Source organism: Chitinivorax sp. PXF-14 (assembly GCF_040812015.1).
Taxonomy (GTDB): Bacteria; Pseudomonadota; Gammaproteobacteria; order Burkholderiales; family SCOH01; genus JBFNXJ01.
The window spans coordinates 1-25,422 of the sequence record NZ_JBFNXJ010000012.1 but is presented as its reverse complement, the minus strand read 5'-3'; the positions used below and the strand labels follow the sequence as shown (position 1 = coordinate 25,422).

Genomic DNA, 25,422 nt, shown 5'->3' with positions numbered 1-25,422 from the left:
GCCGCCCCAGGCTGGTTGTTGTAAAACTACCTGAATCACCTGCCCGGCATTCTAGCGCGTTTCCGGTTTCAAAGCGTGGCTGCGATCTGCCGCATGCCGTCGCGGAACTGGTTGGCGCCGCCCATCGCCGGGTGGCGCACCGCCGCATAAGGCGTGACGCCGATCAGTTCGAGCGCTTCACGCGCCTTGTTGCCGACGGCGATCAGCTTCACGTCCGGCTGCAGCATCGCCAGCAGCATTGCCAGATAACCGGCACCGAGCTTGATCTCGCTGGTGCTGGGCGTGCGGTTGCTGAGCGCCTCGCCCTTGATCGGGTGAAACGGCAGCGTATTCCACAGGATAGTCGAGTCCTGCAGCCCCAGCTCGTACAACGCGCCCCAGACGATGGTGGCCGAGGGCTCGCGGAACGGCCGCTCGCGGCTGGTCAGCCGGTGATCGAGCCTTGGCAGGCGCGGCAGCGCGCGTTCGAGCATCATCGCTTCGCTGGTGAAGGTGATGCCCGAATAGCGGCAGCCCTGATAGCCGGCGGCCTCGCCGAGCAGCACCAGTCTGGCGCCGGGGTTGTCGAGGTGCGCCTTGAGGCGCGCTGCCTTCTGCTGCGGCGCGTCGTCGAACAGGTCGTACTCGCGGCAGCGTTCGCGCCACGGGTTGAACAGGCGGTCGTTGCCTTCGAAGGCTTGCAGTTCGGCGATCAGTTGGTCTGGCGTCATGGTCGGGCGTGGGCAGTCGAGAGGCCCGCAGCATAACCAGCGCGCGCTGGCATGTCACGCCCCGGCCGGCAGCGCGTTGAGCACCTCGTAGCAGGCCCCCATCGTGTGGTAATCGGTCTTGCCAGCCGGGCTCTTTTCGTCGCCGAGCTTGTGGTTGTCCGGGCTCAATATGCGGTACCAGGCGCCATGCCGGTGGTCAACGAGATAGCGCCAGCTGTAGTCCCACAGCCGCTCGTAGTCGTACCAGAAACGTGCCTCGCCGGTGCGCCGGGCGAGCAGGGCGGCGGCGGCCAGGCTCTCGGCCTGCACCCAGAAATACTTGTCGCCGTCGCAGATGCTGCCATCGGGGCCGAAGCCGTAGTGCAGGCCGTCGTGCTCGCGATCCCAGGCGTGGCGCATCGCCGCGTCGAACAGCTCGACCGCGCGCCCGGCAAGCCACGGCGTGGGGCGGTGGCGTTCGAGGATCAGCAGCAGCTTGGCCCACTCGGTCAGGTGGCCGGGCTGGTAGCCCCAGGGGCGGAAGATGTTGCTCTTGTCGTCGCGGTTGTAGTCCCAATCCACCGACCAGTCGGCGTGGTAATGCTCCCAGATCAGGCCGCCCGCCAGTGCGGCCTGGCGCCGCGTGATGTGGTCGGCGAGCTGGTAGGCACGCGCCAGGTAGGGCGCTTCACCGGTTGCCTCATAGGCCGCCAGCAAGGCCTCGCAGCTGTGCATATTGGCGTTCTGGCCCCGATACGGCGACAGCGTGGACCAGTCCGCGCTGGCCTCGTCTGCATACAGGCCGTGCCGGGGCTGCCAGAAGCGCTGCTCCATCAGCGCATAGGTTTCGTCGAGCCAGGGGCGGGCCTCGGCGACACCGGCCATCACCGCATGCGCATAGGCCAGCAGCACGAAGGCCAAGCCGTAGCAGTGGTTGGTGCCGTCGGCCACCTGCCCGTCCTGCAGCAGCCAGGCATAGCCGCCGGTGTCGGCCTGGCGGTGCCGTTCGCGCAGGAAGCGCAGGCCGTGGCGCACTGCGGCGAGATAGGCTGGATCGCCGAACTGGCGGTAGGCCATCGCATAGTTGAAGATGAAGCGCGTGCTCGATACCAGGTGGCGCTGGTGGCGGTCGTACACGCTGCCATCGTCACGGAAGAAGTGGTAGAAGCCGCCGGCCGGGTCGATGGCCTGCGGGTGGTAGAACGCCATGGTGCGGCGGATGTGATCGAGCAGGAAGTCGCGGGAACGGAAATCGGCGGACATGGTGAATCTCGGCTGGCGCTAGGAAAACGGGCCGGTTGCGCGAGGCAGGCCGGCCCGTGTCTGGTCGCATGCGAAGGCGGGCGTCGCCGTTCAGGCGATGCGCATCTCGCTGCTCGGGTCGAAGTAGACGGCCTTGGACATGTCGAAGGCGAGCGCCATGTTCTCCCCCGGGCGGCGGGCCTCGGTCGGGTGCACGCGGCAGACCGCTTCCTTGCCGTTGAGCGTGATGAAGACCAGGGTATCGGGGCCGGTCGGCTCGGTGATCTCAACCTTGCATTGGGCGCGGGTCACGTGCGGGTTGTCCTGCTGCGTGTTGACCGTGCCGGTGATCTGCTCGGGGCGGATGCCGAACACCACATCCTTGCCGACCCAGCTGCCGAGCTTGTCGCTGGCGAGCTTCGCCGGCAGCACCATGCGGTTGTCGCCGGAGTCGATCTGCACCCCCACACCGCCGTCATCGGTGCGCACCACCGGCGTCTTGACGAAGTTCATCGACGGTGAGCCGATGAAGCCCGCCACGAACATATTGGCCGGGTTGTCGTAGATTTCGTTCGGGCTGCCGAACTGCTGGATCACGCCATCCTTCATCACCGCGATGCGGTCGCCCAGCGTCATTGCCTCGATCTGGTCATGCGTCACATAGACCACGGTGGTCTTGGTGCGCTGGTGCAGGCGCTTGATCTCGGTACGCATCTCGACGCGCAGCTTGGCATCGAGGTTGGACAAGGGCTCGTCGAACAGGAACAGGCCCGGGTCGCGTGCCAGGGCGCGGCCCATCGCCACGCGCTGGCGCTGGCCGCCCGACAGCTGGCCGGGCTTGCGGTCGAGCAGGTGCTCGATCTGCAGCATCTTGGCGACGCGCGCGATGATGGTCTCCTGCTCGTTCTTCGGCACATTGCGCATTTCCATGCCGAAGGCGATGTTCTGCTTCACGTTCATGTTCGGGTAGAGCGCGTAGCTCTGGAACACCATCGCGATGTCACGGTCCTTCGGCGCGACGTTGTTGACCATGCGGTCGCCGATCCAGATTTCGCCGCTGGTGGTCTGCTCCAGGCCCGAGATCAGGCCGAGCAGCGTCGATTTGCCGCAACCTGACGGCCCGACCAGGATGAGGAACTGGCCCGGGTCGATTTCCAGGTTGATGCCCTTGAGGATGTCGTGGCCGCCATAGCTCTTGCGGATGTTCTTGATCTTGAGTGCTTGCATGATGTGTCTCCTGCGCGGTGCGGTCGGGCCGTCACCTTTGATTCATGGAAAACCGCTCATGGCCTGGCGCGATCGCCGCGCAGCAAGGCCGAGGGCTGTTTCTTAACCCTTGACCGCGCCGGCCGTCAGCCCGCGCACGAAGTACTTGCCAGCGACGACGTAGACGAACAGCGTCGGTAGGCCGGCGATGATGGCCGCAGCCATGTCCACGTTGTATTCCTTGACACTCGACGAGGTGTTGGCGAGGTTGTTCAAGCCCACCGTGATCGGCTGCGAATCGCCGGCCGAGAACACCACGCCGAACAGGAAGTCGTTCCAGATATTGGTGAACTGCCAGATCAGCGTCACCATGATGATCGGCGTCGATAGCGGCAGGATGATGCGGAAGAAAATCTTCCAGAAGCCCGCACCATCGAGCGTGGCGGCTTTCACCAGCTCATCGGGGATGCCCACGTAGTAGTTGCGGAAGAACAGCGTGGTCGAGGCGATGCCCATGATGCAGTGGACCACGATCAGGCCCAGCACCGAGCGCGCGAGGCCGAGCCAGCCCAGCGTCTGCGCCATCGGCAGCAGGATCACCTGCAGCGGCATGAACACGCCGAACAGCATCATCGCGAAGATCACCTCGGAGCCGCGGAAGCGCCATTTCGACAGGATGTAGCCGTTGATCGCACCCATCATGGTCGAGATCAGCACGGCCGGGACAACCATCCGCACCGAGTTCCAGAAGAAGCCCTTGAGCCCCCCGCACGACACGCCGGTACAGGCCTCGCCCCAGGCCTTGACCCAGGCGGCCACGGTCGGGTCGGTCGGCATCGACAGCAGGTTGCCGGCGCGAACCTCGTCCATGCTCTTGAGCGAGGTGACGAGCATGACGTACATCGGCAGCAGGTAGTACAGCGCGACGATGAACAGCACGGCGTAGAGGATGAAGCGGCCCGGCTTGGGCAGCCAGCTGTGCGCGGCGGCCGTCTGCCCGCCGTCTGCGGCGCGCGGCGTGCCCATGGCCACGGTATTGGCGGAAGCCGCCAGCGTTTGCGTATTAGCCATTTTTGCTACCTCTGAGTTCGGAATACAGATAGGGCACGACGAGGGCGGCGATGGTGGCCAGCATCATCATCGCCGATGCGGCGCCCATGCCGATCTGGCCACGCGTGAAGGCCATCGCGTACATGAAGGTGGCCGGCACGTCGGAGGCGAAGCCGGGGCCGCCGTTGGTGAGCGCCATCACCAGGTCGAAGCTCTTGATCGCCAGGTGGGCGAGAATCATCAGGGTCGAGAAGAACACCGGGCGCAGGCAGGGGATGATGATGCGCCAGTAGATTTTCGGCAGGCTCGCGCCGTCCACCTGCGCCGCCTTGATGATCGAGTCGTCGATGCCGCGCAGGCCGGCCAGGAACAAGGCCATCACGAAGCCCGAGGATTGCCACACGCCGGCGATGACCACGGTGTAGATCGACATCTCGGGGTTCACCAGCCAGTCGAAGGTGAATTGCTCGAAGCCCCATTGGTGCATCAGGTGCTCAAGCCCCAAGCCGGGGTTCAGTATCCACTTCCAGGCCGTGCCGGTGACGATGAAGGACATCGCCATCGGATACAGGTAGATGGTGCGCAGCGCGCCTTCCATGCGGATCTTCTGGTCGAGCAGGATGGCCAGGAACAGGCCCAGCGCCATCGAGATGCCCATGAACAGGCCGCCGAAGATACCGAGGTTCTTGACCGCGACCCACCAGCGTTCGTTGTCGAACAGGCGTTCGTACTGGATCAGCCCGGCCCACTCGTAGTTGGGCAGGATGCGCGACGGGGTGAACGACAGGTAGCCGTTCCAGATGATGAAGCCGTAGACGAACACCAGGGTAAGCGCGAACGCCGGGGCCAGCACCAGTTTGGGCAGCCAGCGTTCGAACCCGCCGTAGTTCGCGGTTTGCGTTGACATTGTGTACTCCTTGCCGAGTGATCGGCGGACTAACGGTAGGGCGAGCGTTCGAGCTTGTGGGCGGCCGTGTGCTCGTTCAAAAAACAGGCAGATGGCCGCTAGACCGCTTGCCCGAGAACGCTTTGCTCGATTTTGCCGAGCGGGTGTCTTGCCTAGAAAGTCCCGGTGGCGTGGCCGCCACCGGGGCTATGAACCCGGAATCCTCCCCGGGGCCTCAGCAGTGAGGTCGGGGGCTTCGGGCGTGCCTCGTCTGCTGCCGCATGGCTGTACGGCAATCGCAGCTTGAGCGCCACCCTCAACCTTGCCGACCACGGCAGGGACTGGTCGTAACTCGATTGATTCGGGGTAGAACGGGGGAAGGCAGGCCTTCCCCGCGACAGAGGCTTATTGCACCTTAGCAGCCGCTGCGAGCTTTTCCACCGCTTGCTTGGCGGTCATGCTGTCGGTGTTCCAGAACTGCGAGATGGTGTCCTGGAAGGCGCCCTGGGTGGCCGAATGCATGGCCATGCCGTGCGCCCAGCTCGGTACCAGCGTGTTGCTCTTGGCGGTGGCGACGAAGTCCTTCGACGATTGCTTGCCGCAGTCGTCGAACTTGCTCATGTCCATGTTCAGGCGCGCGGGGATCGAGCCCTTGTTGAGGTTGAACACCTCCTGGAAGGCCGGGCTCATGATGGTGGCGGCCAGGTCCTTCTGCGCCTTGGCGGCGTCGCCGGTCAGCTTGAACATGGCGAAGCTGTCGATGTTGAAGGTGTAGGCATTGCTGGTGCCCGGTGCAGCGGTGCAGATGAAGTCCTTGCCCGGCACCTTGCCCGCGGCGAGGAATTCGCCCTTGGCCCAGTCGCCCATGATCTGCATGCCGGCCTTGCCCTGGATCACCATGGCGGTGGCCAGGTTCCAGTCACGGCCCGGCGCGTTCTTGTCGGTGTATTTCTTCAGGCTCTTGTAGGTGCTCAGCGCCTCTTCCATCTTGGCGCTCTTGATCGTGCCCTGGTCGAGCTGGATGAAAGCCTTCTTGTAGAATTCCGGGCCGCCCACGCCGAGTGCCACGGCTTCGAATACGGTGGCGTCCTGCCAGGCCTGGCCTCCGTGTGCCAGCGGGATGAAGCCGGCTTTTTGCAGCTTCTCGGCCGATTCGCCGAACTCCTTCCAGGTGGTCGGGATCTTGGCACCAGCCTTCTTGAAGACTTCCGGGTTGGCCCACAGCCAGTTCACGCGGTGCACGTTGACCGGCGCGGCGACATAGTGGCCCTTGTACTTCATCACGTCGGCCACGACCTTGGGCAGCACCTGGTCCCAGCGCTCGGCCTGGGCCACGTCGTCGAGGTTGGCCAGCACGCCTTCATCGCCCCATTCCTGAATGGCCGGGCCCTTGATCTGGGCGGCTGCCGGCGGGTTGCCGGAGACGACGCGCGACTTCAGCACGGTCATCGCGTTGTCGCCGCCACCGCCGGCCACCGCGAAGTCCTTCCAGGTATGGCCCTTGGATTGCATCATCTTCTTCAGCTCGGCGGCGGCTTTTGCTTCGCCACCCGAGGTCCACCAGTGCAGCACTTCGACTTCGCCGGCCTTGGCGGCCAGGGCCACCGTCACCAGGCCGGCGACGGATAGCAGCTTGAATACTGTGGAGGCTTTGTTGGACACGTTCTTCTCCTTCCGATCTCGTGGAATGTATTGTTTCGTTTCGTGTTTTGGTTGTTAGCGCTGAAACCAACCGGAGCAAACTATAGTAAAGCTCTAATTTTTTGTAAAGTTAAATGTAAGAATTGCGTAAGCATATTGTTGGGTAGGCGCAATGAGATGGCCGGATCGTCTTGCTGGACGCGGCCTGCAGCCCGGCTGCAAGCGCCGCTGGGCGTGCCTCGGGTGAGACGATTTGGAGCATTACTACGGATTTCGGAGCGGAGAGGCGCGTGCCTGCCGGCGAGGGCGACAGGCACGGGGAAGGGTATCGAGGTGCCGGTAGGCGACGCCTCAGGAGGGGGCTGGCGGGGTGAGGCTAGCTGGCGAGCGCCGCTTCGGGCCGTTCGCCGGTCTGCAGCCGCCACAGCGCGGCGTATTGGCCGTTGCGCGCGAGCAGCTCGTCGTGGGTGCCCGATTCGACGATGCGGCCGCCATCCATCACGCAGATGCGCTCGGCGTGGCGCACCGTCGACAGCCGGTGCGCGATGATGATCGAGCTGCGGTCGACCACCAGCCTGTCCAGGCTGCGCTGGATCGCCGCCTCGGTCTCGTTGTCGACGGCGCTCGTGGCCTCGTCGAGCACCAGGATGGGCGGGTTCTTGAGAATCGCGCGCGCCAGCGCCAGGCGTTGTCGCTGGCCGCCCGAGAGCTTCTGGCCGCGTTCGCCGACATGGGTGTCGTAACCGTGCGGCAGCGCCATGATGAACTCGTGCGCCTCGGCCGCCACAGCGGCGGCGATCACGTTCTCGCGTGCCGCGTCCGGCATGCCGTAGGCGATGTTCTCGGCCACCGTGCCGTCGGCGAGGAAGGTGTCCTGGCTTACATAGCCGATGGCGCGGCGCAGGTCCTGCAGGTCCAGCTCGCCGATCGGCGTGCCGTCGAGCAGGATGCGCCCCTGCTGCGGCTCGTAGAAGCGCAGCAGCAGCTTGACCAGCGTGCTCTTGCCCGAGCCGGTGCCGCCGACGAAGGCTATCGTGTGGCCGGCCGGCACGGTCAGCGAGATGTCGTGCAGCACCTGCCGGCCCGTCGCGGCGGCGTCGGGCCGGCTACCCTGGCCCGCCTGCGCACCATAGGCGAAACCGACCCGCTCGAACACGATCTCGCCCCTGACCTGCTGCGCCGCCAGCCGGCGGCCTTCGTAAGGGATGCGGATCGGCGTGTCGAGCAGGTTCAGCGCGCGTTCGATCGAGGCCATCGAGCGTTGGTACAGATCAGTCATGTCGGCGAGCCGCGTCATCGGCCACAGCAGGCGCTGCGTCAGGTAGACCAGCACCGAGTAGCTGCCCACCGCCAGCTCGCCGCGCAGGGTCAGCAGGCCGCCATAGAGCAGCGTGGCGATGAAGCCGGCGAGAATGGCCATGCGGATCACCGGCGTGATCGCGGCCGCGAGGCGGATCGCCGCGGCGTTGCGCACGCGGTAGTCGTCCGAGCCTTCGCCGATCTTGCCTGCCTCGAACTGCTCGGCGGCATAGGCCTTGATCGTGGCGACCCCGAGCAGGTTGTTGTTGAGGCGGCCGTTGAGCGCCCCGGCGGCTTCACGCACCGAGGTGTAGCGCGGCGCCAGCTGGTGCTGGAACCAGAACGCGCCGTACAGGATGAACGGGATCGGCACCAGCGAGATCACCGCGATGGCCGGTGTCAGCACGAAGAACACCGCGCTGACCAGGATGGATGACACGAACACCTGCAGGATGTCGTTCACGCCGCCGTTGAGGAAGCGCTCCATCTGGTTGATATCGTCGTTGATGATGGACAGCAGGTTGCCGGTGCGCTGGTTCTCGAAATAACCCATCTCCAGCCGCTGCACGTGGCGGTAGGTATCGAGCCGCAGGTCGTGCTGCAGGCGCTGCGCCAGGTTGCGCCATTTGAGCGAATACAGGTATTCGAACAGCGATTCGCAGATCCAGATCACCGCCGTCAGCAGCGCGAGCCAGATCAGCTGGTCCTTTGCGTCGACGATGCCGATCTTGGCGAGGAAGGACGACTCCTTGTTGACGACGACATCGACGGCCACGCCGATCAGCACCTCGGGCAGCACATCGAAGAACTTGTTGAGAATCGAATACAGTGTCGCGAGCACGATGTCGCGCCGGTAGGGGCGGGCGTAGCGGAACAGGCGAAGGAACGGATGCATGGGGGGCGTCAGCGAAAAAACGGCCAGTCTAGCGGCGTGCCGCCAGGGCTGCCTAGGCACAGTTGCCGCGAGCTTGCTGCAATGCAGTCCAGATGCCGCTTGCGCCATGCCCGGCGTGTGCTAACTTCAATCATATGCCCGTATAAAAATATACTCTGTTTGGAGACCGCCAATGCAATCGCTGAGAGCCCGGCTCACCCTGTTCGTTTCGATCCTGATCGCGTTCACGGCCTTCCTGCTCGTCGCCGCCGCCTATAGCGGGATGAAGAACGAGGTCATGAATGGCCTGACGCTCGAGAGTGATCAGGCCATCAGCGGCTATGGCACGCAGATTCACGATTGGATGGCGGACAAGGCGCGCATGACGGTCAACGCCGGGGCGGCCGTGGCGCAGGCCGAGCCCACGCCTTTCCTCAAGATGATGGAGCAGGCGGGTGGCTTCGATCTGGTCTATTTCAGCACACCAGACAAACAGACCAAGTTTTCCACCGAGCAGAAGCTGCCCGAGGGCTATGATCCGACCTCGCGACCCTGGTATACCGGCGCCGTGCAGAAGGACGGGGTCAACGTCACCGAGCCCTACCAGGATGCCGCGAGCGGCATCCTGGTGCTCTCGTTCTCGGCACCGGTCAAGGAGGGCGGCAGCCTCAAGGCCGTGGTGGCGAGCGACATCCAGCTCGACAAGATCGTCAAGGGCGTGCTCGGCATCAAACTGCGTGCCCAGGGCTACGGCTTTCTCGTCAGCAAGGCCGGCAAGCTCATCGTGCACAGCGACCAGGCGCGTGTGCTCAAGCCGATCACCGACATCGCGCCGGAGCTGACGCCCAACCGCCTCGCCGCGATCGCCAGCAGCGGCGAGCTGGCCGAGGTACGCATCGGCGACCGTGACGACTTCCTGCGTCTGGCACCGATCGAAGGCACCGACTGGTATCTCGGCCTGACCATGAGCCGCCGTGATGTGCTCGCGCCGCTACGTCAGTTGCTGTTGCTGAGCCTGGGCGGTGCCGTGGTGCTGATCGCCATCGTCGTTCCGCTGGCCGGTGTGGTGCTGGGCCGCCTGCTCAAGGATCTGGTGCGCGTGCGCGACGCCATGCGCGAAATCGCCCAGGGCGGCGGCGACCTTACCCGCAACATCAGGGTGCACGGCCGGGGCGAGATTGCCGATACGGCCGATGCCTTCAACCGCTTCCTGGGGCAGCTGCGCGACATGTTCCTCCGGGTGCGCAGCGAGGCCGAGAACCTGACCCTGGGGGTCAACGAGCTCAATGGCACGGTCAAGCAGGTGGCCTCGGATTCGCAGCAGCTGTCCGATATCTCGAGCTCCAACGCCGCAACGATCGAGGAGATCACCGTCAGCATCTCGCATATCGCCGACAATGCCGGCGATGTCGAACAGCTGATGCAGACTACCGGCCAGCTCTCGCACCAGAGCGGCGAAACCATGCAGCGCGTGGCGAGCGAGGTCGGCCGCTCGGCCGACGAGGTGCAGAAGCTGTCCCAGGTGCTGGGCGAGCTGGAGCGGCGCTCGCAGCAGATCAGCGGCATCGTCAACGTGATCAAGGAAATCGCTGACCAGACCAATCTGCTCGCACTCAACGCGGCCATCGAGGCGGCCCGTGCCGGCGAGCAGGGGCGCGGCTTCGCGGTCGTCGCCGACGAGGTGCGCAAGCTGGCCGAGCGCACCGGCCAGGCGACGGTCGAGATCGGCACCATGATCAACGCCATGCGTGAAGAGACCAACCGCGCCACCGTCAATATGGGCGGCACGGTCGACTCGGTGACGCGCGGCGTGAGCATGTGCGAAGAGGCGGCCGGTGCCATCAACGACATTCAGCGCAATATGCAGGATGTGGTCGAGAAAATGAGCGAGATCGCACTGTCGACCAACGAACAGAAGCAGGCAACGACAGCCATGGCGCAGAGTGCCGAGCGCATGACCACGCGCATCCAGGCCTCCGACTCGGCCATGCAGGGCGCGCGCGGCACGTTGAACGACCTCAACGCGCTCGCAGGCCAGCTGCGCGAGATGATCGGCGGGTTCAAGTTATAAGTAGGCGAGATGGGGTGCTGCGTGCGGTATCGCATCTCTTGTCAACTGAGCGGAGTGCGGCATGACCTTCGACAGTCAGTGGGCTTCCACCGCATGCTGTATGTAGCTGGCTTGGCTTTGTTGTTTGGCCTGTCCGTCAGCGCGTACGCCGCGACGGATTGGTCTCCTTTGTTGGACTGGGTAGGGAAATACCCGTCAGAAAAAGTAGGGGCTCGCACTTCCCGATTGATTGACCAGCCTGCTTTGGCGACTGTGCTCAAGCGGCTGCTGCCTCCGCGCGAATGGACTGCCTGGTCTCATTTCGACGTCGAGGTACCGGTGCGCCAGGTGGAAGGATTTCTAGTCGTGGACCGGTGCGTGCCCCACAACTGTCCATCAGATATTGCTACGGTGGCGATCGATGTTCAAAGGCAACGCGTGTGGGCCGGATTCTTTTCCAGGGAAGCTGGACGAGTTTCTACACGCTGGGACGGGACGGGCGAAGATTATTCTGTGTTGCCAGAGGAGATAAGAAAGGCATTTTTGACTCGTCATGGTGACGGTGATCCAACGCAATAGCGAACCAAGACATATCCGGTCAGGCGGCAGCCACCTGATCATGCTGGCCAGCTGGCTGGCTTGGATGGATGGGGCCCCGTGCGGCGCTTTTTCATGTTCCTTGCCCCTCGTCGTTCCAGTTGCCAGCGTGGCCTGACCGAGGCCGAGCGTGCGCTTGCTGCGTCGGCCTTCATGCGGGCTTTCGGTGGCGACCGTGGTTTCGACTACGACGCGGTGCGCCTGATCGATGGCCGCTTCGTGCCATGGCAATGGCCCCGCTATGTGGTGACGCCGGGCAACCGGATCTACTGGCCCGGCTTGCCGCCTTGCCTGGCATCGTGCGCCGCGCCGCTGGCGGCGCTGTTCGTGCATGAGATGGCCCATGTCTGGCAACACCAGCATGGCGTCAATCTGCTGCTGCGCGGTGGCCTCTCACAGTGCGCCCATTTCCTCTCTGGCAAGCGCTGGAACCCTTATGTGTTGCCGCTCGGCGTGCCGTTCGCACGGCTGAACCTGGAGCAGCAGGCGCAATACGTGAGCTACCAGCTGTTTCCCGACTGCGTGCCGACGCGATGACGAGATTGCCCCTGCCGCCCGCGGCGCGTGGGTTGTCATTTCACATTCGGCTCCTATGCTGGAATGGTGTCCATTTCATCCACCCCTAGGAGTCTTGCATGCCTCTGTCCAAACGCTTGTTCGCCGAGCTGCTCGGCACTTTCTGGCTGGTGCTCGGTGGTTGCGGTAGCGCCGTGCTCGCCGCCGCCTTTCCCCATGTCGGTATCGGCCTGCATGGCGTGGCGCTCGCCTTCGGCCTGACCGTGCTGACGATGGCCTACACCATCGGCGGCATCTCCGGTTGCCATCTGAACCCCGCCGTGACGGTCGGTGTCGCTACGGGCGGCCGTTTCCCGCTCGGCGAGGTAGTGCCTTACATCATTGCGCAGGTAATCGGCGCGATCGTGGCCGCCGCCGTGCTGGCCCAGATCGCCGGCGGCAAGGCCGGCTTCGACCTGGTCGCCAGCGGTTTTGCCGCCAATGGCTATGGCGAGCACTCGCCGGGTGGTTACGGCATGTTCGCCGCACTGCTGACCGAGGTGGTGATGACCTTCATGTTCCTCTTCGTCATCCTCGGCAGCACCCACCGGCGTGCGCCGACAGGCTTCGCGCCGATCGCCATCGGCCTGTGCCTGACCCTGATCCACCTGATCTCGATCCCGGTCACCAACACCTCGGTCAACCCGGCCCGCAGCACCGGCCCTGCGCTGTTCGTCGGTGGCTGGGCCGTGGAGCAGCTGTGGCTGTTCTGGCTTGCCCCGATCGTCGGTGCGGTGCTGGCCGGCCTCGTGTTCCGCGTATTCGAGCCGGATTGAGGCATTCCGCAGCAACAAAAAACGGCGCAGTGGATGCGCCGTTTTTTGTTGCAAGGGCCGTCAGGCCAGATCGCCTCAGCCGTTGCCGCTGGCCGGCACAAAGCCCGCCGGCACGAAGCTCAGGCTCAAGGCCTTGCCCTTGCGCCCGCGCTTGCTCTGGCATTGCGCCAGCTCCAGCGCATCGAAGCGTTCGTTGACATCCTTGCCACGCGGGCTCTTGCCCGTGATGCGGATCTCGTGGCCGGTGGTGAAGGTCAGGTCGATCAGCCTGTCCTTGTCGTCCAGGCTGAGTATCTGCACGCCCTTGCCGCCGCCGGCGAGTTCCTTCACCTCGTCGCGGGTGAATAGCAACAGCCGGCCTTCCTGCGATAGAGCGGCGAGGAAGGCCGGTGTCGCGTCGTCGAAGGGCATCGGCGGCAGCAGCGTATCGCCGTCGTCGAGCGTGATGTACTGCTTGCCCGCCTTCTGGCGGCTGACGAGGTTGTCGAGTTTGGTCAGGAAACCGTAGCCATTCGTGGCCGCCAGCAGGTAGCGCTGATCGCCACGGCCGGCGACAGCCTGGACGATCTTCACGCCGCTCGGCAGGTCGGTCAGCGTGGCGATCGGCACGCCATCGCCGCGCCCGCCGGGGATCTGCCCGGCCAGTAGCGAGAACACACGGCCATTGCTGCCGAACAGGATCACCTGCTCGACCGAGCGGCATTCGAGCGCGGCGAACAGGCTGTCGCCTTCCTTGAAGCCGAAGTTCTGCGGGTCGTGGCCCTGGCCCGTGCGCGAGCGGATCCAGCCTTTTTTCGACAGGATGATGGTCAGCGGCTCGTCCACCACCTGTACCGCGATCGTGGCGCGCTCGGTGGTTTCGATCAGCGTGCGGCGGTCGTCGCCGTAGGTTTTTGCGTCGGCCTTGATCTCGTTGACGACCAGCTTTTGCATTGCGCCTTCGTCGGCCAGCAGGTGCTCGAGCTCGGCCTTTTCGCCACGTAGCTTGCCCAGCTCCTGCTCGATCTTGATGCCTTCGAGGCGGGCCAGCTGGCGCAGGCGGATTTCGAGGATGTCTTCGGCCTGGCGGTCGCTCAGCTGGAATGCGGCGATCAGGTCGGCCTTCGGGTCGTCCGCGTTGCGGATGATGCGGATCACCTCGTCGATATTGAGGTAGACGATCAACCGGCCTTCGAGGATGTGAATGCGGCTGTCGACCTCGCCCAGCCTGTGCTGCGTACGGCGGGTGACGGTCTGGAAGCGGAACTTCACCCATTCGGCCAGGATCTGCTTCAGCGACTTCTGCTGCGGCCGGCCATCGATGCCAATCATCACCATATTGATCGAACACGAGCCTTCGAGGCTGGTGTGCGTCAACAGCAGGTTCATGAATTCTTCGGGGTTCTGCCGCGACGACTTGGGCTCGAGCACGAGCCGCACCGCCTGGTCCTTGCCCGATTCGTCGCGCACGGTGTCGAGCTGGCTCAAGAGCAGCTGCTTGGTCTGCATCTGCTCCTGCGTCAGCGCCTTCTTGCCCTTCTTGACCTTGGGATTGGTCAGATCCTCGATTTCCTCGAGCACCTTTTGCGACGAGGTGTTGGGCGGCAGCTCGGTGACGACGATCTGCCACTGGCCGCGCGCGAGGTCCTCGACCTTCCACTTGGCGCGCACCGCGAGCGAGCCACGGCCGCTTTCATAGGCCGCCTGGATGTCGGCGGCCTTGGAGATGATCTGCCCGCCGCCCGGGAAGTCCGGCCCCTGCACGTATTCGAGCAGTTCGGCGGTGCTGATGGCAGGCTTCTTGATCAGTGCGACGGCCGCCTCGGCGACTTCGCGCAGATTGTGCGACGGGATTTCCGTCGCCATACCGACCGCGATGCCGGATGCGCCGTTCAGCAGCACCATCGGCAGCCGTGCCGGCAGCAGCTTCGGTTCTTCGAAGGCGCCGTCGTAATTGGGCACGAAGTCCACCGTGCCGCGGTCGATCTCCGACAGCAGCAGATCGGCGATCTTGGTCAGCCGTGCCTCGGTGTAGCGCATGGCCGCCGCGCCGTCGCCGTCGCGCGAGCCGAAGTTGCCCTGGCCGTCGATCAGTGGGTAACGCAGCGAGAAATCCTGCGCCAGCCGCACCATCGCATCGTAGGCCGAGGTGTCGCCGTGCGGGTGGAACTTGCCGAGCACTTCGCCGACAACGCGTGCCGATTTCACCGGTTTGGCGGTCGGCGCCAGGCCCATTTCGTGCATCGCATACAGGATGCGGCGCTGCACCGGCTTCTGGCCGTCGCAGACGTCGGGCAGGGCGCGGCCCTTGACCACCGACACCGCGTATTCGAGATAGGCGCGCTCGGCGTAGAGGCCGAGCGGTACGGCGTCATCGTTGAAATCGGTCAGGGCCGGCGGCGGGCCGTCGTGCTGGCCGTTGCCCGCGTCGGCGACCGGCGGTTCGGCCTCTCTGGGCTCGAACAGGTCTTCACTGCTGTTGTCGATCTGATCCATGCGGTTCTTCGTGCGGTTGGTTCTGGGGAGCAAGCGGGGCGGTGGCCGGCCGCTTGTCGGGGCGGGGCGCTGCTGGCTGCGGCTGGCGGCCGGATTTCACGCGCCCCTCCGGGCTGCCGTGCTTGATCAGGAGCTTCGCCATCTCGCCCGCCTCGCTAAAAAAGATGGCGGCATTATACCCGAGGGATCGCCGTCATCCTGGCTCAATGGTGTGCCGCGCGAGTAACGGCGCGCGCATGTCGGGCTGCTATACTGGCGCCGACCTTGCCGCCCGATCAAACCGAGCCTCCTGCGCATCATGCCGACCATCCCTTCACACCGCCGACAGCCGGGCCGAGCCGATTACCTCGTGCGGCAGCGTCGGCTATCGTGGATCGTGTCGCTTGGCCTGGTCGGCTTGATCGGCGCCGGCTTCTATCTCTGGCAGGCAGAGCCGACGTGGATGGGCGCGCCGCCCGCCACGCCCGGCGAGGCGCCGGCGGACCAGGGCGACGACACCTCGCCCGAGTTGCTGCAGGCACGGCTGCAGGCCTTGCAGGACCAGTGGCGACGGATGGAGCAGCTCGAATTGTCGCAGCTTGATCGCCCCGCCCAGCGCATGAGCCCGGCCGTCGCACTGGCGTTGCAGCCGATGCGCAAGCTCGAGCAGGATGAGCTGCGCCGCCGCGTCGATGTGCTGACGCAGGCCCTGGGCGAGCGCCTGGCCTCGCTGCCGAGTTTCAAGCGCGAGGGTGGGCAGCGCCTGCTGCCGGTGGCCGGCGTGCGGCCATCCTCCGATTTTGGTCTGAGGCAGGACCCGTTCACCCACCGTCTCGCCGTGCATAACGGCATCGACTTCGTTGCCCCCATCGGTACGCCCATCCTGGCTGTCGACGCAGGTGTCGTCAAAAGCGCCGGGCTGACGCCGCAGTTTGGCTGGTCGGTGGAGCTCGATCACGGCCATGGCGTCACCACGCGCTATGCGCACGCCTTGCGGGTGGTCGTGGTGGCAGGGCAACAGGTCGCCGAGGGGCAGAAGCTGGCTGAGGTGGGCTCGACCGGGCGTTCCACCGGCCCCCATCTGCACTTTGAGGTGCGCTATAACGGTGTGCCGCTGAACCCGCGACGCTTTCTGGCGCTCAAGTGATGCTGGGACGCATGCTCAAGGTATTGCTGCTGGCGTTGGTGCTGGCCGGCATCTTCAAGTGGCTGCTTGCGCCGGACCAGCGTGCGCGCGTCAACGAGTTCACCGGCACGGTGGCGCGAGCGCTGTTGCTCGGTTCCGTCATCATTCTTGTGCTTTACTACCTGGGCGTGTCGCTTTGAGTTGCGGCATGTCAATGCTGTTATCATAAACGACGTTGCCTAACTGAGCCTGACGGAGTCCCCATGCGCCGAATTCCTTTGCTGATCTTGTCCCTGCTGGCTGTTTCCGGTTGCGACCGCATCGTAGGCAAGGCGGACGACAGTCCGATACTGGCGCGTGCCAATGGCGCGGCGATCACGCAGCGGGAAGTCGATCTGGCGCTACAGCGTGGCGGGCTGCAGAAGGATGCCGGGAAGCAGATGCTGGAGTCGCTGATCGACCAGCAGATACTGGCCAGCGCGGCGCAGGACGACAAGCTCGACCAGAACCCGGGTGTGCGCGATGCTCTGGAGGCCGCGCGCAAACAGGTGCTGGCGCAGGCTTACCTGGAGAAGCGGATGGCCGGCCAAGGCAAGGCCACCGACCAGCAGGTCGAGGACTACTTCAAGCAGCATGCCTCGATTTTCGGCCAGCGCAGGGTCTATGCGTTTCACAGCCTGACGGTGGTGAATGCCAAGCCTGGGCTGGAGCAGGAGTTGCGCAGCGAGATCGACGCCGGCAAGGGTATGAATGAAGTCGCCGCATCGCTTGGCGCAGCCGGCTACCGCTTCAGCTCGGCGAGCGGGACGGCTGGTGCCGAGCAGCTCCCCGCCTATCTGCCCGACCTGCTCAGCAAGGCTGAGCCCGGCCAGACCGTTGTTGCCGGCAGCGGCAACACGCTCACCGTGATGAACGTTCTCGATGCCAAGCCGCGCCCGCTGTCGCTGGACGAGGCCAAGCCGGTAATCCGCCGCTATCTCGAGGGAAGCGCCCGTGCCCAGATCGCAAAACAGCTACTACAGGACATGCGGCGTACGGCGAAGATCGAATACAGCAGTGGCGGTACGTCGGACAGCATCATGACGACCGCGCCCAAATAACAGGCGCGGCCGCCGGCGGGGTGGCTCAGGCCACCCGCGAGTGCTGGTAGCTGCGGCTCCAGGCACGGGTCGACGCGACGGCGACGTCTTTCCAGGCCAGCATGGTGTGTACCAGACAGTAGGTCTGCAGGTCGACCACCTTGGCCAGGGTGCCCGTATCGGGGTTGCAGGCTTGGTAGATGCGCTCGGCGCAGGCGCTGGTCCTGGCATCGCGAATCGCGCCTTGCAGGGCCTCGACGGCTGCCTGCCAGAACACGGGCGAGCCGTGCTGATGTTCGGGAAGACGGCGCTTCGCCGTATCTACGGCCGATTCCCACAGTGCGCGGGTCTCGGTTTCATCCAGCCCGGCACGTTTGCCAAGCCAATGCAGAATCTTGGGATCATCCATGATTCGCTCCTTTCTTGCGGCGCAACATATTTTCACTCTCCCGGATGGGAGAATCCAGCATTTCACGGATTATATTTTGTGCGATGCAATATGAACAAATGCTGAAAACCCTGATGCCGCCCTCTAGAGCGGCGCGCCTATTTTTTGTGCAAATAATTTTGGCGGCGAGCACGGAAACGTTTAAAATTAGGGGTTTTCCGCGTCCTCGCTCTCCATGCAGATTGGCCCCTATACGCTCAAGAACAACCTGATCGTCGCGCCCATGGCTGGGGTGACAGATCGGCCATTCCGCATATTGTGCAAGCGTTTTGGTGCAGGCCACGCGGTGAGCGAGATGATCACCTCGAACTCCTTGCTGTGGGGGTCGCAGAAGACGCAGCGCCGCGCGAATCACGCCGGCGAGATCGCGCCGATCTCAGTGCAGATCGCGGGCGGCATCCCCGAACAAATGGCCGAGGCGGCGCGCATCAACGTCGCACATGGCGCACAGATCATCGACATCAATATGGGGTGTCCGGCCAAGAAGGTGTGCAATGTCATGGCTGGCTCCGCGCTGCTGCAGCAGGAAGAGTTGGTTGCGCGCATCCTCGATGCGGTGGTCAAGGCCGTCGATGTGCCGGTCACGCTGAAGACGCGGCTCGGCTACTGCAACGGGCAGGAAAACATCCTGCGCATCGCGCGCCGCGCGGAAGAGGCCGGGATCGCCGCCCTGGCGATCCACGGCCGCACGCGTGAGGACATGTACAACGGCCAGGCGCGCTACGAGTTGATCCGCGAGGTCAAGGGCATGCTGGGTATTCCCGTCATTGCCAACGGCGACATCGATTCGCCGCAAAAGGCACGCGAGGTACTGGCCGCGACGGGGGCCGACGCGATCATGGTGGGGCGTGCCGCGCAGGGGCGCCCATGGATCTTCCGCGAGATTGCCCATTACCTCGCGCATGGCGAATTGCTGCCGGCGCCCGAAGTCAGCGAGATCCGCCAGGTGCTGGCCGAGCACCTGGAAGAGCTGCATCAGTTTTATGGCGAGTACTCGGGCGTGCGCATCGCACGCAAGCACATCGCCTGGTATACCAAAGGCCTGCGTGACTCCAACGAGTTCCGCCAGGCCATGTACAGGCTGGAGACCACGCAAGCTCAGCAGCAGGCGGTGCAGCAGTATTTCGACCAATTGGCCGAACACCATCACCGGCTGGTCTACGAACAACAAGAAGACGCGCTCGCTACGGCAGCGTGAAAATTGCTTGGTGACCCGAGCTCCCGCAGATGGGGCAAGCATCAAGACCAATACGGATTAGGGAAGGGTATGCAAGGTAACGACCAGATTTCGGCCGCCGTGAAGCGGGCGATGGAACAGTATTTCCAGGATCTCGACGGCGAAGCGCCGGCGGCGATCTATGAGATGGTGCTGGCATGTGTCGAGAAGCCACTGTTGGAAGTGGTGCTCGCCCAGGCCAAGGGCAACCAGACGCGAGCCGCCGAGCTGCTCGGTATCAACCGCAATACGCTGCGCAAGAAATTGAAAGAATACGACCTGGCTTGAGGCCGGGCCGCCACCATTTTGTTTTGATTCAACCTGTATTGACGATAGCCATGATGACCAAAATCCAACGTGCCCTGATCAGCGTTTCCGACAAGACCGGCGTTCTCGAGTTCGCCCGCAGTCTCGCCGGTTTCGGTGTCGAAATCCTTTCCACCGGCGGTACTGCCAAGCTGCTCGCCGACGCCGGCCTGAAGGTGATCGAAGTCGCCGATTACACCGGCTTCCCGGAAATGCTCGATGGCCGCGTCAAGACGCTGCACCCGAAGATCCACGGCGGCATTCTCGGCCGCCGCGACCTCGCCGCGCACGTCACCACCATGGCTCAACATGGCATCGGCAACATCGACCTGGTGTGCGTGAACCTGTACCCGTTCACCCAGACCGTGGCCAAGCCGGATTGCTCGCTCGAAGATGCGATCGAGAACATCGATATCGGTGGCCCCGCCATGGTGCGCTCGGCAGCCAAGAACCACGCCCACGTTGCGATCGTGACCGATGCCGCCGACTACGCCACGCTGGTTGAGGAAATGCAGGCCAATGACGGCGCGCTGGGCCTGCCCACCCGCTACAAGCTGGCTTGCAAGGCGTTCTCGCATACCGCCGCGTACGACAGCGCGATCAGCAACTACCTGACTGGCCGCGATCAGGACAACAAGCCGACCGCAGACTTCCCCGATCGCTTCAACATCAACGTCGAGAAGGTGCAGGACATGCGCTACGGCGAGAATCCGCACCAGAAGGCCGCGTTCTATCGCGATCTCGTGCGCATTCCCGGTGCCATCGCCAACTACACCCAGCATCAGGGCAAGGAACTCAGCTACAACAACATCGCCGATGCCGATGCCGCCTGGGAGGCCGTCAAGACCTTCGACCAGACCGCCTGCGTCATCGTCAAGCATGCCAACCCGTGCGGCATCGCCGTCGCGGTCGACACACTGACCGCGTACAAGCTCGCCTTCGCAACCGACACTACCAGTGCCTTCGGCGGCATCATCGCCTTCAACCGCGAGGTCGATGTGACGACGGCCGAAGCCGTGTCCGCCCAGTTCCTCGAAGTGCTGATCGCGCCGGCCTACACGGCAGAAGCGCGCGCGCTGCTGGCCAAGAAGGTCAACGTCCGCGTACTCGAAGTGCCGCTCGAAGCCGGCGCCAATCCCTACGATCTCAAGCGTGTCGGCGGTGGCCTGCTGGTTCAGAGCGCGGACATCAAGAACGTCGGCCCCGATGAGCTGCGCGTGGTCACCAAGCGTCAGCCGACGCCCGCGGAGCTGCAAGACCTGCTGTTTGCGTGGCGTGTGGCGAAGTATGTGAAATCCAACGCCATCGTTTTTGCCAGGAACGGCCAGACCGCCGGTATCGGTGCTGGTCAGATGAGCCGGGTCGATTCCACCAAGATCGCGGCCATCAAGGCGGCCGGCGCAGGGTTGCCGCTGCAGGGCGCGGTTGCTGCATCCGATGCATTCTTCCCGTTCCGCGATGGTGTTGACGTGATCGCCGAGAACGGCATCAAGGCCATCATCCAGCCTGGCGGCTCGATGCGTGATGAAGAGGTATTCGCCGCAGCCGACGAGCACGGCATCGCCATGGTACTGACCGGGACACGCCATTTCCGCCATTGAGCGGCGGCCCCGGCTGGTTGCGGGCGTGCAGCGGGTGGGGGGGCTGGCAGTACTGCCTCGCTGACCATTGCTGTGACGGCTGGATCGGCGGGACGCAAGACTAGCATTCAGTTTAAGACAAGGGAAACCCATGAAAATCCTGGTGATCGGCTCTGGTGGCCGTGAACACGCGCTGGCGTGGAAGCTTGCCCAGTCGCCGAAGGTGCAGCGAGTCTATGTCGCACCCGGTAACGCCGGTACGGCGCAAGAGGACGGGCTGGTCAACGTCAACGTGACCGCCATTCCCGACCTAATTGCACTGGTCAGGCGCGAGAGTATCGAATTGACGGTGGTTGGCCCGGAAGCGCCGCTGTCGCAGGGGGTCGTGGATGCTTTCCGTGCGGAAGGATTGAAGATCTTCGGCCCGACCCGCAATGCAGCCCAACTCGAATGGTCGAAGGACTTCGCCAAGGCATTCATGATCCGCCATGGCATTCCTACCGCGCAATACCGCACCTTTGCCGATGCAGCCCAGGCGCATGCCTATGTTGACGAGCGTGGTGCGCCGATCGTGATCAAGGCCGATGGCCTGGCTGCGGGCAAGGGCGTGATCGTCGCGATGAGCCTGGACGAGGCGCATCAGGCCATCGACCTGATGCTGCTGGATAACAAGATGGGCGATGCCGGCGCCCGTGTGGTGATCGAGGACTTTTTGTCTGGGGAAGAGGCCAGCTTTATCGTCATGGTCGACGGCAAGAATGTGCTGTCGCTGGCCACCAGCCAGGATCACAAGCGCTTGCTGGATGGCGATCAGGGCCCGAACACCGGTGGCATGGGGGCTTATTCCCCGGCGCCGGTCGTGACGCCCGAGGTTCACGCGCGCGTGATGCGTGAGGTGATTCTGCCGACGGTTGCTGGCATGACCAAGGACGGCGTGCCCTATACCGGTTTCCTGTATGCGGGCCTGATGATCGCGGACGATGGCAAGGTCAGCGTGGTCGAATTCAACTGCCGCATGGGTGACCCGGAAACGCAGCCTATCATGTTCCGCTTGAAATCGGACCTGGTCGACCTGCTCGAAGCCGCGGTGGATGGGCGTCTCGACAAGGTCGAAGCAGAATGGGATCGCCGTGTCGCGCTGGGCGTGGTGCTGGCTGCGGCGGGCTATCCGGACAGCCCGCGCAAGGGCGACGTGATTACTGGCGTGCCCAAGGCCAGTGCGGATGCCCATGTGTTCCACGCCGGTACTGTGGCTAATGAACAGAATCTGGCCGTAACGAGCGGTGGACGTGTGCTCTGCGTGACGGCGCTCGGCGACAGCGTGCGTATTGCACAAAAGCGTGCCTATGAAGTCGCCGAACAGATTCACTTTGATGGCATGCAATACCGCCGGGATATCGGTTTCCGCGCCTTGAAGAAGTGATCTGCTACATCGCAGATGCAGTGGGCGGCCATGTGCCGCCCATTTGTTTTCCGGGCCCGATCCGCCAGTACACGGGGTGCGGAGAATCAGCCGAAAGGCGGTTTCGTCGCCGGATTGGTGAGTGAGGTCAAAATATGGTCGCACCACTGCCCGTTGATGAATAGGTAGTCGCGGGCATAGCCTTCGACGGTAAACCCCAGGCGCTTGAGTAAGCGCCCGCTTCGCTCGTTGCTTGGCAAGTAATTGGCCTGGATGCGATGCAGCTTGAGTTGATCGAACACATAGCGGATGACCTGCTCGATCGCCTTGCCCATCACCCCCTTGCCCTGTTCTGACTCGGCCAACTCATAGCCGAGAAAACAGGCCTGAAAAGCTCCTCGCTGAATACCGGATAAGCCGATCGAGCCTGCCACGCTTGTGCCCTTGAACAGATAGAGCTTGCAGCTACGGTCCTGCGTGAAATCTTCATGCTGCTGCCGCAGGCGGCCGAGCCAAGCTGTGGCGTCGAACATCGAGTCCGGCCAGGGCGGGGAATAGGGCCGGAGGAACTCCTGATTTGCCGCGTAATAGGCTAGCAGGGCAGGAATATCCTCATCGTTGGCCATGCGAATCGTCAGGCCGGCGGCTTTGAGTTTGGGTGGGATCATCATCGGGGCGGGGGAGCTGAATCTCGTCGGAGAGGGCTCGAGTGATGCCCCATCTACCGGCGCTGAGTGCAGAGAGGCTCGCCATCTTTTGCAGATATTTCTTCCCGGTAGCCGGTTCGGTGCCGATGTGTTAAGCGGTATCTGCTACCGAATGGTACATCCGCTCCTTGTACCTGGTGGTATGAACGGTGTGCCATCGGCGCCTGATCCTGGCGCCGACCCCGGCAATCGGCGACTCGCCCAGCACGAGCAGGAAAGGCAACGGGGTATCTCGCTGCAATCTCCCCTGGTGAGCGCCATCCGGTTCGGGGTGGCCTGGGGAGCCTTTCTCTCATTGGCGCCCCCTCTGGGCTGCAGGGCCACGGAAGAAGGCAGGCCTGGTCGCTCAGCTATATGGGCGACAGTTCACGCAAGGTGATAGGTCGCCATCTGTATGTTGACTGGTGTACCGGCTACCGCAAAGATAGCTGGCGGGGCAGGCACTGCGCCCACCCCTGGTTCTCAGTTCGACTGCTTCTTGCGCCGCCACAATCCAAATGCGGCAAGCCCCGCGAGTACCGGCAGCATGGGGTCCAGCGGGCCAGCTTTTCCGACGGTGCAGCCCTTGGCATCATTGTCGTCATTGAGCAGGGTGATCGTCGTTTGGGTCTGGGTGCCAAGTGCGTGGCCGTCGCTTGGGGAGTTCAGGCTGAGAGTGAAGTCTTCGTCACGCTCGATGCTCTTTTCCCCCAGGATGCGAATATTGATGTCCTTGCTCTGCTGTCCAACATCAAATTCCAGCAAGCCCTTCGTTTCCTCGAAGTCGACATTGGTAAAGGCTGTCCCGCTGGCTGTCTGATAATGGACCGATGCCTTGGAATTCGGGTTGCCAGTGCGTACAACGGTAATCGCGATGAATTCGTCCTTGGTATCACCCTCGGGGGTGATGTAGTGGGCTTCCTTGATATGAAATGCCGGGTGATTGATGAAGTCGCCCGTCGAATTGCTGCCCATGCCGACGGCGATCTTGCGCATCCCCAGCGAGGCGGAGCTGAGGATCTGCAGATCGGTTGATGCCGGGTTGGCCAGCGCGACATTGTTATTGTCGCCAAAGGCTTCCAGCGCCATCGCCCTACTATTGGACTGAATCGCGCGCGTCCCCTTATCCATCTGGCTCGGGGTGAGTGTGTAGATGTTGTCGTCCGCACCAGCCAGATAGAGGTCGATATTGGCCAGGCTGTACGTGCCCTGCAGGGCAAATGCCGAGGCCGATGTACCCATCGCCAGCAGGTCAAAGGGCAGGTTGACCGAGGTAACTGTAGCGGGCGATGAGCGCCCATCTACCTGGGTGACGTGGCGGGTGTCGGCAACGAAGAATACCGAATAGTCGTCGCCGCTGTTAGCGATGCTGATCGGGCTGCCTGGCATGGTAAAGGTCCCGGAGACGCTTTTTGCCGACGTGTCGATGACCGAGACGTTGTTGGAGCCCCGGTTCGCCACATACAGCTGTTTGCCATCGGTGCTCAGACGCAAATAGCTGGGTTGCGTACCCGCCGGAATGGTATTAAGCAGGGTATAGCTGGCCGTATCGATAACGGAAACCGTATTGTCTGCCGAGTTGGCAACATATAGACGGGTACCATCCTGGCTGATGACTGCCGCAAGCGGTGCTCGCCCCGTGTTGATGGTACCAATGACCGAATAGTTGGTCGCATCCACTACCGTGACTTGATTGCTGTCCCGGCGTACAACATAGGTTTTGACGCCATCCCGGTCGCTGACCGCTGCGACCGGCGCACCGCTGATCGGTATGGTTGCAACAATCTGCCCGGCTGTTGACGCCCTGGTTGCATCGCTCGCCATATCGACTACCTTGACCGTATTGAGGTCGGCGTTGCACAAAAAGGCAAACGGTGCGGCCGATACCTGGGTGGCCAGCCCCATCGACGCCATCGCCAGCGCCGTCAGCAAGCTACGCTTCATTCTTGTTTCCTCGTCTATTTCTCTGGTTATCTAATATATTGTGACTTCGGCAGTTTGGGCTGCCGGAGTGATTGCTTTTCTCCTTGAGGACTGGGCGGGCGCCCATCCTTAAGATGTCGTCATAGTATATGGGAATCCATGAAATGGGTTGCACTCCCGTAAAGGTCGGTGAGCGAAGCAGACTCAAAAGACCGCTCACGGCCCATTACTATTAAGAGGAAAGCGCTAGCGTTAGAGGGCCCATGCGTGGAAAGGTCACCTGCTTTCAAATAATTTAAGTTTTTTGAAAAAGGGTGTTGACGAGGCCGGGTGGTGG

At 63.4% G+C, this 25,422-nt stretch carries 23 protein-coding genes; 12 read left to right on the top strand and 11 right to left on the bottom strand.

Features of this window, described 5'->3' with window-relative positions:
- Positions 1-68: 68 nt before the first annotated feature.
- The 7 genes from ABWL39_RS14545 to ABWL39_RS14515 form a co-directional block, all read right to left on the bottom strand.
- Positions 69-710, bottom strand: a complete 642-nt coding sequence (locus tag ABWL39_RS14545) for a uracil-DNA glycosylase (RefSeq protein WP_367792588.1) — start codon at positions 708-710, stop codon at positions 69-71.
- A gap of 54 nt (positions 711-764) precedes the next feature.
- Complete coding sequence (locus ABWL39_RS14540) at positions 765-1,952, bottom strand: AGE family epimerase/isomerase (RefSeq protein WP_367792585.1); 1,188 nt, start codon at positions 1,950-1,952, stop codon at positions 765-767.
- 90 nt (positions 1,953-2,042) lie between these two features.
- Positions 2,043-3,158, bottom strand: a complete 1,116-nt coding sequence (locus ABWL39_RS14535; protein WP_367792582.1) for an ABC transporter ATP-binding protein — start codon at positions 3,156-3,158, stop codon at positions 2,043-2,045.
- 102 nt (positions 3,159-3,260) lie between these two features.
- A complete protein-coding gene (locus ABWL39_RS14530) occupies positions 3,261-4,208 on the bottom strand; it encodes a carbohydrate ABC transporter permease (RefSeq protein ID WP_367792579.1) in 948 nt (315 codons plus the stop codon).
- A complete protein-coding gene (locus ABWL39_RS14525; protein WP_367792576.1) occupies positions 4,201-5,094 on the bottom strand; it encodes a carbohydrate ABC transporter permease in 894 nt (297 codons plus the stop codon). Before ABWL39_RS14525 ends, ABWL39_RS14530 begins: the two co-directional genes overlap by 8 nt.
- Positions 5,095-5,478: 384 nt before the next feature.
- The gene (locus tag ABWL39_RS14520; protein ID WP_367792923.1) at positions 5,479-6,684 is read right to left on the bottom strand and encodes an ABC transporter substrate-binding protein; all 1,206 of its coding nucleotides are present in this window, start codon (positions 6,682-6,684) and stop codon (positions 5,479-5,481) included.
- Positions 6,685-7,090: 406 nt separating this feature from the next.
- Positions 7,091-8,908 (bottom strand): ABC transporter ATP-binding protein, encoded by a 1,818-nt coding sequence (locus ABWL39_RS14515; protein ID WP_367792573.1) that lies wholly within the window; start codon positions 8,906-8,908, stop codon positions 7,091-7,093.
- A 172-nt stretch (positions 8,909-9,080) separates the two neighbouring features.
- Between ABWL39_RS14515 and ABWL39_RS14510 the strand changes: the two genes are divergently transcribed.
- From ABWL39_RS14510 to aqpZ, 4 genes are all read left to right on the top strand, one after another.
- Positions 9,081-10,958 (top strand): methyl-accepting chemotaxis protein, encoded by a 1,878-nt coding sequence (locus ABWL39_RS14510; RefSeq protein ID WP_367792570.1) that lies wholly within the window; start codon positions 9,081-9,083, stop codon positions 10,956-10,958.
- Positions 10,959-11,051: 93 nt separating this feature from the next.
- Positions 11,052-11,516 (top strand): hypothetical protein, encoded by a 465-nt coding sequence (locus tag ABWL39_RS14505; RefSeq protein ID WP_367792567.1) that lies wholly within the window; start codon positions 11,052-11,054, stop codon positions 11,514-11,516.
- Between the two features lie 93 nt (positions 11,517-11,609).
- Complete coding sequence (locus tag ABWL39_RS14500; RefSeq protein WP_367792564.1) at positions 11,610-12,071, top strand: hypothetical protein; 462 nt, start codon at positions 11,610-11,612, stop codon at positions 12,069-12,071.
- A gap of 98 nt (positions 12,072-12,169) precedes the next feature.
- On the top strand, positions 12,170-12,865 hold the full coding sequence (aqpZ, locus tag ABWL39_RS14495; RefSeq protein WP_367792561.1) for an aquaporin Z: 696 nt from the start codon (positions 12,170-12,172) through the stop codon (positions 12,863-12,865).
- 75 nt (positions 12,866-12,940) lie between these two features.
- Here aqpZ and parC read toward each other — a convergent pair whose 3' ends face one another.
- On the bottom strand, positions 12,941-15,340 hold the full coding sequence (gene parC / locus ABWL39_RS14490; RefSeq protein ID WP_367792558.1) for a DNA topoisomerase IV subunit A: 2,400 nt from the start codon (positions 15,338-15,340) through the stop codon (positions 12,941-12,943).
- Here parC and ABWL39_RS14485 point away from each other — a divergent pair.
- From ABWL39_RS14485 to ABWL39_RS14470, 4 genes are all read left to right on the top strand, one after another.
- Positions 15,339-15,566 (top strand): hypothetical protein, encoded by a 228-nt coding sequence (locus ABWL39_RS14485; protein ID WP_367792555.1) that lies wholly within the window; start codon positions 15,339-15,341, stop codon positions 15,564-15,566. The two genes, parC and ABWL39_RS14485, sit on opposite strands and share 2 nt — an antisense overlap.
- 72 nt (positions 15,567-15,638) lie before the next feature.
- Complete coding sequence (locus tag ABWL39_RS14480; protein WP_367792551.1) at positions 15,639-16,466, top strand: M23 family metallopeptidase; 828 nt, start codon at positions 15,639-15,641, stop codon at positions 16,464-16,466.
- Positions 16,466-16,645, top strand: a complete 180-nt coding sequence (locus ABWL39_RS14475; protein WP_367792548.1) for a hypothetical protein — start codon at positions 16,466-16,468, stop codon at positions 16,643-16,645. The genes ABWL39_RS14480 and ABWL39_RS14475 overlap by 1 nt, the downstream gene beginning before the upstream one ends.
- 63 nt (positions 16,646-16,708) lie before the next feature.
- A complete protein-coding gene (locus tag ABWL39_RS14470) occupies positions 16,709-17,545 on the top strand; it encodes an EpsD family peptidyl-prolyl cis-trans isomerase (protein ID WP_367792544.1) in 837 nt (278 codons plus the stop codon).
- A 25-nt stretch (positions 17,546-17,570) separates the two neighbouring features.
- Here ABWL39_RS14470 and ABWL39_RS14465 read toward each other — a convergent pair whose 3' ends face one another.
- On the bottom strand, positions 17,571-17,933 hold the full coding sequence (locus tag ABWL39_RS14465; RefSeq protein WP_367792541.1) for a hypothetical protein: 363 nt from the start codon (positions 17,931-17,933) through the stop codon (positions 17,571-17,573).
- 214 nt (positions 17,934-18,147) lie between these two features.
- Between ABWL39_RS14465 and dusB the strand changes: the two genes are divergently transcribed.
- The 4 genes from dusB (at position 18,148) to purD (ending at position 22,497) form a co-directional block, all read left to right on the top strand.
- A complete protein-coding gene (dusB, locus tag ABWL39_RS14460) occupies positions 18,148-19,170 on the top strand; it encodes a tRNA dihydrouridine synthase DusB (protein WP_367792538.1) in 1,023 nt (340 codons plus the stop codon).
- A 69-nt stretch (positions 19,171-19,239) separates the two neighbouring features.
- Positions 19,240-19,476 carry a DNA-binding transcriptional regulator Fis gene (fis, locus tag ABWL39_RS14455; RefSeq protein WP_367792535.1) on the top strand — a complete coding sequence of 79 codons (237 nt, stop codon included), beginning with the start codon at positions 19,240-19,242 and terminating at the stop codon, positions 19,474-19,476.
- Between the two features lie 53 nt (positions 19,477-19,529).
- Positions 19,530-21,095 (top strand): bifunctional phosphoribosylaminoimidazolecarboxamide formyltransferase/IMP cyclohydrolase, encoded by a 1,566-nt coding sequence (gene purH, locus ABWL39_RS14450; RefSeq protein ID WP_367792920.1) that lies wholly within the window; start codon positions 19,530-19,532, stop codon positions 21,093-21,095.
- A 130-nt stretch (positions 21,096-21,225) separates the two neighbouring features.
- Complete coding sequence (purD, locus tag ABWL39_RS14445; RefSeq protein WP_367792532.1) at positions 21,226-22,497, top strand: phosphoribosylamine--glycine ligase; 1,272 nt, start codon at positions 21,226-21,228, stop codon at positions 22,495-22,497.
- A gap of 86 nt (positions 22,498-22,583) precedes the next feature.
- Here the strand turns inward: purD and ABWL39_RS14440 are convergent, their stop codons facing one another.
- Both ABWL39_RS14440 and ABWL39_RS14435 read right to left on the bottom strand, forming a co-directional pair.
- Complete coding sequence (locus tag ABWL39_RS14440) at positions 22,584-23,147, bottom strand: GNAT family N-acetyltransferase (protein WP_367792530.1); 564 nt, start codon at positions 23,145-23,147, stop codon at positions 22,584-22,586.
- 498 nt (positions 23,148-23,645) lie between these two features.
- A complete protein-coding gene (locus ABWL39_RS14435; RefSeq protein WP_367792527.1) occupies positions 23,646-25,106 on the bottom strand; it encodes a Calx-beta domain-containing protein in 1,461 nt (486 codons plus the stop codon).
- Positions 25,107-25,422: the final 316 nt, after the last annotated feature.